We start from the raw sequence: 13,181 nt of genomic DNA, 5'->3' as shown, positions 1-13,181 counted from the left end.
AGCCGGCAGCGCACGTCGGAGAGGGGGGCCGTGACAGATTCCGCTGTGGTTTCCCCGCCTGCGCGGAGGTCGCTGCTCACCCGCGTTCACCCGCTTGGTTGGGTCGCTGCTGCCACCATTCTGCTCGCCGTCGCAGGGCGACTCTTCTGGTACACCGAGTACTGGGTGGGCAATCTCGCCTGGTGGAACTGGCTGGTGCTCATCGGCGCCGCCGCCGCAAGCTTGTGGCACAACGGCCTCGACCGTTTGCGCCGCGGAATCGAATCGGTCGCTTCGGGCACCAAGACATTGGCGTGGATCCTCGCGTGGCTGGTCTTCTTCCTGCAGCTGTTCAACGTCATCACTCGCTACGGCAACGACCTCGTGGCGACTGACATTCTCTTCGGCGAGACAACGAGCCTGGCGTGGCAGTCATTCGGCTTGATGTTCCTGCTCGGCATGAACTACGGCGTCCGCGAAGGCGTGAACCCGCGCATCGACTTCTGGTGGGCGAACTTCAGCAACAAGCGCAAGGCGACGCTCGATTTCGTGATCCACTCAGCGTTGCTGCTGCCGTTCGTCGTGATGGCAATCCGCATCCTCAAGGGCTACGCGGCCACCTCTCTGGGCCGCCGATTCAACGGCGATTGGCCAAGCGGCTGGCGTGTCTGGGAGACCTGGGAGGACGCGGTCGACGCGGGCGGCCTGCCGGTCGGGCCGATCAAGGTGATGCTCCTCGTCGCATTCGCGCTCTTTGGCATGCAGATTCTGGCCGAGGTCATCAAGACCGGCTTCGTAATGATCGGTGACGACAAGCGCGGCAAGATTGTCGAGCTGGAAACACCTCTGCGAGTCGAATAGCGGCCAGATGAGTCAGCTTCTCGGCGTCATCAGCTCGGACATGGGCGTCTTCTTGGCGATGGCGATGTTCATCATCTTCATGGCCATGATCCTGACTGGCTACAACGTCGCGTTCTCCTTCGCCTCGACGGCGCTCGCCTTCGCATTTCTCGGCGACATGACGGGCACGTTCGACCCCGCCACGCTCAACACGCTGCCGGCGCGCTGGTTCGGTGCTATCAGCGACTCGACGTTGCTCGCGGTGCCGCTGTTCGTGCTGATGGGAGCGATCCTGGAGAGATCGGGCATGGCCGAACGGCTGCTCAACGCCGTGGGGATGCTGATGGGCGCGTTGCGGGGCGGCGTAGCCGCTGCGGTGGTGTTGGTGGGCACGCTGCTAGCAGCGGCCACTGGCGTGGTGGCGGCCACGGTGATCGTGATGGGCCTGCTGTCGCTGCCCGCAATGGTGCGGCTCGGCTACGACAACAAGCTGTCCACAGGTGCCATCATCGCGTCGGGCACTCTCGCGCAGCTGCTTCCTCCGAGCATCGTGCTGATCCTGCTGGCGCAGCAGATCGGCGTCGGCGTCCTGGGCCTGTTCGCAGGAGCGTTGCTGCCGGGGCTGCTGCTGAGCGGGCTGTACGTGGCGTACGTGCTCGGCGTGTCGTGGTGGAAGCCGAACATGGGGCCAGCGATGCCGCCCGAAGAGCGGACGCTGCTTGGCAATCCCTCGTTGAAGAGCAAAATCCAGATCGCGGCGCTGCTGGGATTCATGGTCGGCTGCGTCATGCTGCTGGCCAACATGCGTGTGGCGGCCATCGCTGCATTGTTCACGTTCTTCGTCTGCTTGGCGATCCTGTCGCGCACACGGATGCTGGCGGCCGAAGTCCTCATCGCCATCGTTCCCATCGTGGTGCTCATCCTTGGCGTGCTGGTGTCCATCTTCCAAGGCATCGCCACGCCGTCGGAATCAGGGGCGGTGGGTGTGTTCGGGGCCCTGGCGCTAACCGGTCTGAACTGGCTCTTCGACCGCTTGCTCCTGGCCGAGGGCGCAACGCACATCACACCGAAGTGGCGACTGAGCCGGGCCGCTGCGATTGAAGCCGGCAAGTCCACTGCAAACGTCGTCATCTTGGTGATGACGCTGCTGTTCAGCTCGACGTTCTTCAGCGCCATGTTCTTCCAACTCGGCGGCTCCGATCAGACGTCGAAATGGCTGACCTCGATCGGCGGCGGCAAGGTGGGCTTCGTCCTCGTCGCGATGGTCGCCGTGTTCCTGTTGGGCATCAATCTCGAGTTCCTCGAGATCACCTTCATCGTCGTGCCGATCTTCGTGCCCGCTATGGATTTGCTGGGCTTCACCCAGGACGAAAAGGTTTGGTTTGCGGTGCTCATGGCCGTCAACCTGAATATGGCGTTTATCTCGCCGCCCGTGGGCTTCTCCCTCTTCTATCTCCAGAGCGTGGCACCGCCCGAGGTGAAGACTTCCGACATCCACAAAGGCGCGTTCCCGTTCATGGGACTGCAAGCCATCGCGCTCGTCATCCTCGGATTCTTTCCCGGCATCACGTACACGTCCCTCGAGTTCTTTGGCTGACGCTCGTCCAGCTGTAGAGAGGGGAACTGTGCGCGTGCTAATTTCGTGTCGAGCGACGGGTGCGCTCGGGTGCATGCCGTCGGTAAGGGGGAGAACGGCAAAGTGACCATTCAGCAAGACGATGGCGTCGAGGCTGCAGAAGTGCCGGAAGGCGACGGCAGTTTCGACAGACGATCGTTCCTCAAGACCGGGCTGGGCGTCGCAGGGTTCGCCGCCGCCACAGCGGTGCTCGGCGCGTGCACGTCAGACGACGGCGACACAGCCGCATCCACAACTCAGGGCGGAGGCGAATCTGATGCTCCAGCGACGTCTGTAGCGCTCACACAGGACGGACCCGAAATCGTGTGGGAGATGGCCACGAGCTGGCCAGTCGCCCTTGTGACGCTGTTCGGCTCCGCACAGTTCTTCGCCAACGAGGTCAGCCGGCTCACCGGTGGCAAGTTCCAGATCAATCCTCGACCGGCGGGCGAGATCGTGGGCGGCCTCGAAGTGCTGCCCACCGTGCGCGATGTCGGCGTGCAGTCAGGTCACACGGCGTCCTACTACTACGTGGGCCTCAGCCCCGTGCAGCAGTTCGGCACGGCGGTTCCGTTCGGCCTCACCCAGCGCCAGCAGAATGCGTGGCTCTACAAGGGTGGCGGCTCGCAGCTGCTCAACGAGTTCTACGCGGAAGAGCACGGCATCATCGCCTTCCCCGCCGGAGGCACGGGCTGCCAGATGGGCGGCTGGTTCACCAAGGAGCTCAACACCGTTGCCGACTTGCAAGGCCTCAAGATGCGCATACCCGGGCTCGCGGGCCGGGTGCTGCAGAATCTGGGCGGCGAGCAGGTCACCCTCCCAGGCGGTGAGATCCTGCCGGCGATCCAGCAGGGCGCCATCGACGGCGCCGAGTTCGTCGGCCCTACCGACGACTTGATCCTGGGCTTGGACCAGTTCGTGGGCGATCTGTTCTACTACCACCCGGGCTGGTGGGAGCCCGGCACGGCGGTGGAAGTCCAGTTCCCGCTGTCGCTGTGGAACGATTTGCCCTCCGAGTATCAGGCGGCAATCGAGATCGCTGCAGCGTCGGCGAACATCAACACGATCGCCGACTACGACGTGCGCAACCAAGCCGACCTGCAGCGGGTGAAAGAATTCGCGAGCATTCGCGAATTCCCCGCCGAGCTCATGGCCGCGTTCAAGGAAGAGACGGAGAACGTGCTCGACAGCGTGGCAGCCGAGGATGCTCGGTTTGCCGCCATCTTGGAGCCGTGGCGAAAGTTCCGCGACGGCATCTCCGAGTGGCACAGCCTGGCCGAGCGCTCGTACTTGACCCAGCAGTCCCAGATCTAGTCCCCGTCGACACGAGCCGGCGACCGGGGCTTTCGCGCCCCGACGGGGCTCCGACGTCAACGAGTCTGCGTCAGCGGGGCGCATAGGGTGCCGTCGTGCATCCGTTCAGATTCGCAGTCCAGTACGGCAAACCCGAGAGCACGGCCGCGTTCCGCGAGATGGCGCGCAGGGTCGAGGATCTCGGCTACTCCACCTTGTATTGCCACGACCATTTCTGGGACAGCTGGTCGCCGATCGTGCATCCCGCCGTCGCAGCGGAGATCACCACGACGCTGAAGGTCGGCACGCTGGTGTTCGCTGCGGACTTTCGCCATCCCGCGGTGCTGGCGAAGGACTTCGCCACACTCGACTTGCTTGCCGAGGGTCGCACCGAGTTCGGGATTGGTGCCGGCTGGCTGACTGAGGACTACGAGCAGTCGGGCATTGCGCTGGAGGGGCCTGGCGTACGCATCGACCGGATGACCGAAGCCCTCGAGGTCATCAAGGGGCTGTGGCTCGGCGAGCCGTTCGACTACGACGGCGAGCATTACCAGATCTCGGGGATGGTGGGTCGGCCACTGCCGCACACGCCCGGCGGGCCTCCGATCATCATCGGCGGCGGTGGGAAGCGGGTGCTGTCCACCGCAGCCCGCTTGGCCGACATCATCAGCTTGAACCCGAACCTGCGGGAGGGCACCGTGGGAGCTGCCGCGGCGCGCAGCTCGGTGGCAGAGAAGTTCGCCGAGCGACGCCAATGGATCGCCGATGCCGCGGGCGAGCGATTCACCGAGATCGAGATCCAGCTCAACACGTTCATGGCGCTGGTCACCGAAGACGCCGACAGCATTCTCGAGCAATTCGCGCCCGGCTTTGGCTTGACGCTCGAAGAGGCCCGGGAGGTACCGCTGGTGCTGGCCGGCACGGTGGACGACATCTGCGAGCAGCTGCATCATCACCGCGAGGCGTACGGCGCCAGCTACATCGTGATCCACGATCCCGAGGTAGATGCGATGGCGCCCGTGGTGGCTCGGCTGGCGGGCACCTGAGCGGCTGGTCCCGCGAGCGCGTGGGCCTTTGACGAGCGCTGCCCCCAACATCATGACTGTGACACCCCAGTCCTAGGTTGTCCGTCGTGACACCCGCCGACACAGGAGCCAACCGGTCGACGTTGACGCGCATCAGGGTGCACCCGGTCGAGTTCGGTCGTCCCGCGCTCGCGCTGCTCGCCGACCTCATCGCAAATTCCAAGACACGCGATCCCTTCGCCGAAGTGACGGTTGTCGTGCCGACCAACTACGCGGGGGTCGCGCTTCGGCGCGCACTGGCCTCTGGGACTGGTGGTCCCGTGTCGAACTTCGGAGATGGCGTAGCTGCGGTCACCGCGGTCACGATGTTCGGACTGGCGCAACGGCTGGCGGCGCCGACAATGCACGTACGCGGTCGTCGCCCCGTCAACAACCACATCGTCGATGGGGCCATCCGGCGTGCGCTTGCCGAAGACGCCGGCATGTTCGCAGCCGTCGCCGATCACCCCGCTACTCAAACAGCGCTCGCGCGTGTGCACCGAGAACTGCGCGATCTGCGCGCCGACCAGCTTGAACACCTGCAGCAAATGTCTTCGCGGGCTAGCGAAGTCGTCCGCCTGCACGAACGCGCCTCCCGGATTCTCGCCGACGACTGGTACGACGAATTCGACCTGCTGCGCGAGGCAGCCCGCCTGGCTCGGCGAGATCCGGCCGCATCGGGAGCGGCTTCGGCTGACGATGCAGCACTCATCGATGGTCTCGAAACACTCATTATTCACCTCCCCCGAAGGCTGTTGCGGCACGAAGCGGCACTGCTGAGGGCGATTGCGCCGGTACGCGATGTCCACATCGTGCTCGGCGTCACGGGCGAGTCGGGAGCCGATGAGATTGCCGAAGGCGTGTGTGGACGGCTCAGGGTGACCCTCCCCCACCACGAAATCAGCCCCACGACCGCTGACCGCATCATCAGCGTCAGCGACGCAGACACCGAGGTGCGGACGGTCGTGCGTTCGGTGATCTCGGACCTCGCCGAGGGCGTTGCGCCAAGTCGCATCGCCGTGCTCCACGGCCCAACGGAGCCGTACGCACGCATTCTGGCCGAGCAGTTCGAGGCCGCCGGAGTTACGACGCACGGCAACTCGGGGCGCACGCTGGCCGAATCTGCGGTCGGACGTCTCGTCCTGGGCCTGGCAAGCATGGCGGCAATCACAACATTCGGGCGGCGCCTACATCGGTCGGACGTTTTCGAGCTGCTGGCCGATGTGCCGATCCAACGTTTGGGTCGATCGCGGAACAGTTCGGCGAACTCGGCTCTCGTGCCCGTGGGTTCATGGGAACGCCTGGCGCGCGCGGCACACGTCGTCGAAGGTGACGACTGGGAGCACCGGCTGGCTCGGCATCGCGAAGAGCTGCAGGCCGAGGCCGAACGCCAGCGCGCCAGTGACGATCCGTCCGAAACCAGAATCAACCGGCTCGAACAAGATGCGCGGCGTTGCGAAGACCTCTCAACGTTCATGCGAGAACTCGCAGCCAACCTCGACGAGGGGCGTGCCCTCAGGCAGTGGCCGCATCTGTGCAATTGGCTCGGTGGCCTGATCGATCGCTACCTCGGCACCGTCACCGCGGAGTCCCGCCCCGCAGGGTGGCCCGAGTGGGAGGTGACTGCTTCTGGACGCATTGACAGAGTGATCGGCGAGCTCAGAGACCTCGCCGCCGTCAAGGACGCAGCGAGCGTGTCCGTCATGGCCCGGATCCTGGCGGGAGCACTCGACCAGCCCCATGGCCGGAGCGGAACAACGGGCCGCGGCGTGTTCGTGGGCAAGATTGCCGGAGCGGTCGATCTCGTCACCGAGCGCGTGTACGTGCTGGGGATGGCAGAAGGCACGTTTCCGACGCGGCAGCGAACCGACGGACTCGTTGCTGACGAAGAGCGCAAGTTGCTCGGCAACGCCCTGGTGCACAGCGGGAGCTACACCGCTGAACAGCATCGCGATTTCCTCGCCGCACTCTCGAGTGCCTCCGGCCGCGTCACGCTGCTGTTCCCGAGGGGCGATCTTCGACGAAATGCCGAGAATGTGCCGTCACGATGGCTGTTGCCGACCGCGCGCAAGCTCACATCGGGAGCTCAACGAAAGGTCCGCGACTACCTCGATGGGGATGATCTCGCTGCGGCAGCGCGAGACCGTAAGGCCGCTGACATCGTCGAGGTTGCGTCATTGATCGGAAGCGTGCGCAACGCGCCGTTCCCCGCGACAGCCCAGGAATACAACTCTGCGAGCCTGCTCGCAGCCAGGGCCGACGGCACCACGTTCGATCAACACCCACTGTTCGACGCAGATGTCGCGTTCCGGCGAGGAGTCGAGCTTGCAGCGGCACGTCGCAGTTCCCACTTCACACGTTTCGACGGCAACCTGAGCGGCTTCACAGTCCCAACCGGTGGACCCGAAGGTGTCCTTTCTGCGACGCGGATCGAACAGTGGGCGCGGTGCCCTCGGCAGTACATGTTCGACCGCTTGCTGAGAGTGACCGAGATCGAGGAGCCCGAGTCCATTGTGCGGCTGAGCCCCTTCGAACGCGGCCGGATGATGCACGACGCGATCGACCGATTCCTCGCCGATCTGCTTGCGGGGGCATCACCCGACCAAGGCATCCGACGATCGGCGATGCAGCCCGGTCAGGGCGAACTCGAGCGCATCGGCACGGAACTTGCGTCCGATCTCGAGCGGCGAGGATTGACCGGGCTCGAGCTGCTGTGGGAACTCGATCGCGCCACGATGCTGGCGGATCTCGGCGAATTCGTGCAGCGAGACCTTGAGCGGTCAGGACCCGCCGGACAGATCATCGCGTCAGAGCATCGCTTCGGGTTCGACGATGACTCTGCCCCTCCGGTGCGCTGGGATCTCGGCGACGGCCGCGAGGTGTACTTCCGAGGCGCCATCGATCGGATCGAGCGGCAATCCGACGGGCGGCTCGTCGTCATCGACTACAAGACCGGCACCCACCGCAGTTTTCGGGGAGTCGCACCGCCGAGTCGTTCGGGTGCCAGTCCGCATGATCCGACCGTGCGCGGTACGAAGCTGCAGCTCGGCGTCTATGCACTCGCCGCGGCACACCACTTTGACGACGGCGCGGATCCCACCGATTCCGTCGCCCACGCCGCTTACTGGTTCATCACATCGGTACGAGGCGGCTGGCAGTGGATGGGCTTCGATGTGACGGACTGGGCGATGCAGCGCTTTGCCGAAGTTGTCCGGACGATTCTGGAGGGAATCGACGCGGGCATCTTTCCGGGATACGTCACGGCTGCGGACGGCCGTCACAGCGGCATGCACTGTCCAGCGTGCGATCCAGACGGGCTCGGCTCTGCACAGCTTCGCCGGCAGTGGCTTGCCAAGCGAAGCGACCCGGCCCTCGCTGCGTTCGTTCAGCTGGCCGAGCCGGACGACGCGGCTGGGGAACACACTCATCTCGAGGGCGTCGGGTCACCATGAATGCCTCCGCCAAGTCTGGGGCGTTGCCGGCCGACCAAGCCGAGCGGGATCGCGTCCGGGAGGAATTGGGCACCACCTTGTTCGTGGAGGCTGGGGCAGGCACGGGGAAGACGAACTCGCTGATCCAGCGGGTGTTGTCGCTAGTGACAAGTCCCGAAGCAGTCCCGCTCTCGAACATCGCAGCGATCACGTTTACCGAGAAGGCAGCTGCCGAGTTGCGCAATCGCATCCGAGCCGAGCTGCATGCCGAACTCACCCGTGCCGTCGACAACCCCTCGGACGGCAACGCCATCAGCGTCGAACGACTCCAATCTGCGCTCGATGAACTCGACGGGGCTGCCATCTCGACGCTGCACAGCTTCGCTCGGCGCCTGTTGGGCGAGCATCCCGTCGAGGCCGGGCTGCCGCCGACGTTCGAGACCCTCGACCCCATCGCGAGCGAGGTCCAATTTGACGAGCGTTGGAGCGCCTTCGTCGACTCGCTGCTGTCGTCAGACTCCAGATGCCGCTGGGCCATCGAGATGGTCGATGCCGCTGGCGTGGGGATCGACTCGCTGCGGCAGATGGCCCTGCACTTCAATGACAACTGGGATCGCCTGAACTGGACGCCCGTCGCTGCTGCGACACCGTCGATCCCCGTCGAATCCCTGGTCGATGCCGCACGACGATTGCTCCTGCACGGCAACGAATGCACCGAGTCGACCGACAAGCTGCTGGCACGATTCGGCCAGCTCGAAGCGTGGACCGCACGTCTCGATGCGGCGCGCAACGACCGTGAGCGTCTGGCCGTGCTGCTCGCCAGTGGAGCCGGAGGCATCCCGAGGGTCGGCAATGTCGGCAGCAAGGGCAACTGGCCCGATGCGGTGTCGATCCGGGATGGCTTCGCAGAGCTCGACGAGGCGCGCGGTGAAGCGGCACGCGAGGTGCTGGACGCCGCCATCGGGCAGCTCGCCACAGAGATCCGCACATTCACACTCGACGCCGCCGAGACGCGGCGTTCGAGTGGCACGCTCGAGTTTCACGACTTGCTGGTGTGGGCCCGGTGGCTGCTGCGCGACTCGCCGCAACGCTCGGAGGTGCGCACCGCGCTCCGCCAGCGATACCGGCGCCTGCTGCTGGACGAATTCCAGGACACCGATCCGATCCAAGTCGAGCTTGCAACGCTGATGTGTTCGGTTGACGTCGACGAATCACCACGCGACTGGCGCCACGTCGAGACCGAGCCAGGTCGGCTCTTTTTCGTCGGCGATCCCAAGCAATCGATCTACAGATTCCGGCGAGCCGACATCGGCCTGTACCTGGCTGCTCGTGAGCGATTCGGAACTCTCACCGGCGCGCAGACATCGCTCAGCGTCAATTTCCGTACCGCAGCGCCCATCATCGATTGGATCAACGGCGTGTTCAGCGTCATGATCGTGCCGCACCCGTCCAGCCAGCCGGACTACGCGCCGCTGCGTGCGTGGCGCCCTGCTGCTGAGGAGGGGGCACCGGTCACCTTGCTGGGTCGCAACGAGCACAGCAAGGACACTTCGGCCGCCCAAGTGCGCGTCGCCGAAGCCGCTGACGTGGCCAGAGCGATCGTGGCTGTCGTCGAGGGGCACTGGAGCGTTGCCGACCCACACACCCGCGAGACTCGCCAAGCTCGGTTTGAGGACGTCGCAGTGCTGATCCCGACGCGCACGAGCCTCGACGAATTGGAACTGGGCTTGTCGAACGCGGGCATCCCGTATCGACTCGAAGCATCCTCGTTTGTTTGGCGCAGTGCAATTGTCCGCGACTTGATGATGTGCTTGCAGGCGATTGCCGACCCGACCGACGATCTGGCGATCGTGAGCGCGCTGCGCACCCCTCTGTACGGCTGCGGCGACGACGACCTGTACAAGTACGCGCAGCACGCGACCGGGTGGAACTACTCCTCACCTCGTCCCCAGGGTGTCCCAGACGGCCCCGATCATCCGGTTGCCAATGGCCTCGCCCACTTGCACGAGTTGCACGAGGCCCACTCGTTGGTATCGCCCGCTGTCATTGCCGACCGGTTGCTACGCGATCGCCGGGTGTTCGAGCAAGCAGTCGCCGGGCCGCGGACGCGCGAGACATGGCGCCAACTCCGGTTCGTCGTGGACCAAGCGCGCGCGTGGTCCGAGAGCCAGCACAGCGGCTTGCGGAGCTTTCTGCGTTGGGCGCGCCGTCAAGCATCCGATGGCGCGAAGGTGACCGAAGCGGTGCTGCCAGAGTCCGACGACGACGCGGTCCGGGTTATGACGATTCACGCCTCGAAAGGCCTGGAGTTCCCGGTCGTCGTCATGACGGGCCTGCAGAACACTGCCACAGCACATCGCGACTCCACCGAGGTCGGATTCGGGTCAGCGGCGTCAACGCCCGCGATTCGACTTCGCAGCGGGGTCCAAACCGCCGATTACGACGATTGGGTTGCAGATGAGCAGCTGGCAGGTCACCACGAGCGAATCCGCCTGCTGTACGTGGGTGCTACCCGCGCCCGCGACCATCTGGTCGTCTCGCTGCACCGCAAACCGCTCGGGGCGTCCCGACCCGACGAGCATCGACTCACCAGCGCGCAGGTCATCTGCGAAGCAATCCTTGCGGGGGACGTGGCGGATCACGCAGTGTGGGCAGACGATTGGTCCAGTGACGTCAACGCCATGCCTCCCGCCTCCGGTCCGGCGCAATCGGTTCCGATGATCGAACGCTCCGAATGGCGAAGCCGCCTTGACGCGGCATTGGCATCCACGAAAGCAGCGGCCTCGCTCAGCGCCACCACCATCGCCCGAGCCAGTGCCCAGCAGGGGAAACCTCTTGACGATGCCGACACGACCGATCTTGCGGCGGGACTCGCCAAGGACGGTCCCGACGACCATCTCGGGGTCGAACACGCGATCGGCTCTCGGGGGCGCTACGGAACGTCCTTGGGTCGGGCTGTGCACGCGGTGCTCCAAGACGTCGATCTGCGGAGCGGCGATCACTTGGCGCCGCTGGCCCAAGCCGCCGCAGCAGCTGAGGGTCTTTCCGATCGGCAACGTGCCATCGAGCGGTATGTGCGCTGTGCCCTCGACAGCCCGACGGTTGCGGAAGCCATTCGAGGACGCCATTGGCGTGAGATCTATACGGCGGCACCGTCCGACTCCGCGAGCGATCGCCGCGAGACGCTTGCGAGCAGCCATTCTGCCCCAGTCATTGAGGGCTACATCGACCTGCTCTATGAGCGAGAGGACGGAGGTCTTGTCGTCGTGGACTACAAGACCGACCGGGTCGATGACGAAGCCTCAATTCGGCGCAAGGTCGACGACTACCGCCTGCAAGGCGCCACGTACGCCTGGTGCCTTGAGCGATCGGCGGGACGCCGCGTCTCCGAGGTGGTGTTCCTCTTCCTGTCGAGCAACGGGCCTGCACGATCGGGGGTCTTGGCCGGAGACGACCTAGCAAGAGCCATCGGCGAGGTCGAGGCTGTGGCCTCGAACGTCGCCTCCTGAGCACTCCGGCTGACGGATCCGTCCCCACATCGGCCAGCGCGAGCGTCGAGGAAGAAGACGCAGCGCTGAACTGCTCAGCCCAGCGCACGGGGCGGGGGCTGGTAGCCGCCCGTTAGCTCGCCGATGCGGCGGGCCAGCGCCATTGTGGTGCGATCGCCGCCGTAGGGGCCGACCACCTGGAATCCGATGGGCAGGCCTTGTGGCGTGAGGCCCAGGGGCGGCACCGTTGCTGGCAGGTAGGACATGCCGGTCAGGATCGTCCAGCGCGTCATCTCGATGTAGGGCCGCTCGATGCCGTTGGCAGGAATGCTGCGCTCGGCGAAGGTGCCTTGCTGCATGTGGTCGAACGGCGGGTGGAAGCTCACTGGCATGAGGATCGCGTCGTAGCGGGTGAAGAACTCCGCCCACTTCCGGCGGCACTCCTCGCGGGCGATGTGGCGCTCCAGCCAACCACGATGGTTCGGTCCCTCGCCGCGGCCAGCAAGCGTCATGGCCGCTCGTACCAGCCACAGACCGGTCTCCCACGCCGGCAATGGGTCGATGTCCGGCCTCGCTTCGCGATCGACGCTCACGCCGTTCGCTTCAAGCGCCGCAACCGCCGCGTGCATCACTTCCAACACGTCGCCGTCGACACCGCAGTACGGATCGTCAAGCCACGCAGCCACCCGCATCGACCCCACGTCGCCTGGCGCTGGCGGCAGCTGCGGCACCCACGGCGTCTCACGACGCAGGAGCACGTCGAACAGCAGCTCCAGATCGTCGCAGCTGCGCGTCAGCGGACCGAACACGTTGATGTCGGACTCGGTGGTGCCGCCGCGTACGTGATCCAAGTAGCCGGTGGTCGGGATCAGCCCGAAGCTCGGCTTGTGACCCCAAATGCCGTTGTACGAGGCCGGGAAGCGGATCGAGCCTCCGATGTCGGTGCCGATTTCAAAACCGGTGAAGCCCATCGCCGTCGCGGCGGCGGCACCGCCCGACGAACCGCCGGGAACCTTCGTCAGATCCCAGGGATTGCCGGTGGTGCCGAACAGGTCATTGAAGGACTGGTTGTCGGCCGACCAGCGCGGCAGGTTCGTCTTGCCGATCACGATCGCACCGGCTGCGCGGGCAGCAGCCACGACGGCGGCATCTGTATCGGGAACATTGTCAGCCAGCTCGCGCGCTCCGCCGGTTGAGCGGATCCCTGCGGTCATCAATGCGTCCTTCGCCGTGAACGGGACACCGTGCAACGGTCCGAGCGTCTGGCCACTGGCCTGAGCGGTATCCGCGGCCGTTGCACGCTCGAGCGCAGCGTCAAAATCGCGGGTGACCACCGCGTTGACATCACCGTCGAGACGCTCGATGCGCTCGATCACGTGGCTGACGAGTTCACGGCTCGACAGCTCCCCCGAAGCAATGGCTGCCGCCTGCTCGGTCGCACTCCACAGTCCTAGATCATGTGTCATGTGCT

7 protein-coding genes are annotated in these 13,181 nt (G+C 65.3%); 6 read left to right on the top strand and 1 reads right to left on the bottom strand.

What is annotated here, in order from left to right:
* Window positions 1-30 precede the first annotated feature (30 nt).
* The 6 genes from ACQY5K_RS16020 to ACQY5K_RS15995 all read left to right on the top strand — a co-directional run bounded on the left by ACQY5K_RS16020 (window position 31) and on the right by ACQY5K_RS15995 (window position 11,731).
* Window positions 31-840: a TRAP transporter small permease subunit gene (locus ACQY5K_RS16020; protein ID WP_428117284.1), complete on the top strand. Its 810-nt coding sequence runs from the start codon at window positions 31-33 to the stop codon at window positions 838-840.
* Between the two features lie 7 nt (window positions 841-847).
* A complete protein-coding gene (locus ACQY5K_RS16015) occupies window positions 848-2,416 on the top strand; it encodes a TRAP transporter large permease (protein ID WP_428117282.1) in 1,569 nt (522 codons plus the stop codon).
* A gap of 102 nt (window positions 2,417-2,518) precedes the next feature.
* On the top strand, window positions 2,519-3,748 hold the full coding sequence (locus tag ACQY5K_RS16010) for a TRAP transporter substrate-binding protein (RefSeq protein WP_428117279.1): 1,230 nt from the start codon (window positions 2,519-2,521) through the stop codon (window positions 3,746-3,748).
* Between the two features lie 95 nt (window positions 3,749-3,843).
* Window positions 3,844-4,773, top strand: a complete 930-nt coding sequence (locus ACQY5K_RS16005) for a TIGR03621 family F420-dependent LLM class oxidoreductase (protein ID WP_428117276.1) — start codon at window positions 3,844-3,846, stop codon at window positions 4,771-4,773.
* 86 nt (window positions 4,774-4,859) lie between these two features.
* Window positions 4,860-8,243 (top strand): PD-(D/E)XK nuclease family protein, encoded by a 3,384-nt coding sequence (locus ACQY5K_RS16000; RefSeq protein WP_428117274.1) that lies wholly within the window; start codon window positions 4,860-4,862, stop codon window positions 8,241-8,243.
* On the top strand, window positions 8,240-11,731 hold the full coding sequence (locus tag ACQY5K_RS15995; protein WP_428117272.1) for a UvrD-helicase domain-containing protein: 3,492 nt from the start codon (window positions 8,240-8,242) through the stop codon (window positions 11,729-11,731). Before ACQY5K_RS16000 ends, ACQY5K_RS15995 begins: the two co-directional genes overlap by 4 nt.
* Window positions 11,732-11,805: 74 nt before the next feature.
* On the opposite strand, the gene ACQY5K_RS15990 is transcribed toward ACQY5K_RS15995, so the two are convergent.
* The gene (locus ACQY5K_RS15990; RefSeq protein ID WP_428117269.1) at window positions 11,806-13,176 is read right to left on the bottom strand and encodes an amidase family protein; all 1,371 of its coding nucleotides are present in this window, start codon (window positions 13,174-13,176) and stop codon (window positions 11,806-11,808) included.
* Between the last annotated feature and the right edge of the window lie 5 nt (window positions 13,177-13,181).

This window comes from Candidatus Poriferisodalis sp. (genome assembly GCF_965262965.1).
In the GTDB taxonomy this organism is placed as follows: Bacteria; Actinomycetota; Acidimicrobiia; order Acidimicrobiales; family Poriferisodalaceae; genus Poriferisodalis.
This window is presented reverse-complemented; position numbering and strand designations above follow the sequence as displayed.

What these genes read in the sequence shown, in the direction of transcription:
- ACQY5K_RS15995 (WP_428117272.1), top strand. Translation starts at nt 8,240, where the DNA reads ATGAATGCCTCCGCCAAGTCTGGGGCGTTGCCGGCCGACCAAGCCGAG.
- ACQY5K_RS15990 (WP_428117269.1), bottom strand. Translation starts at nt 13,176, where the DNA reads ATGACACATGATCTAGGACTGTGGAGTGCGACCGAGCAGGCGGCAGCC.
- ACQY5K_RS16015 (WP_428117282.1), top strand. Translation starts at nt 848, where the DNA reads ATGAGTCAGCTTCTCGGCGTCATCAGCTCGGACATGGGCGTCTTCTTG.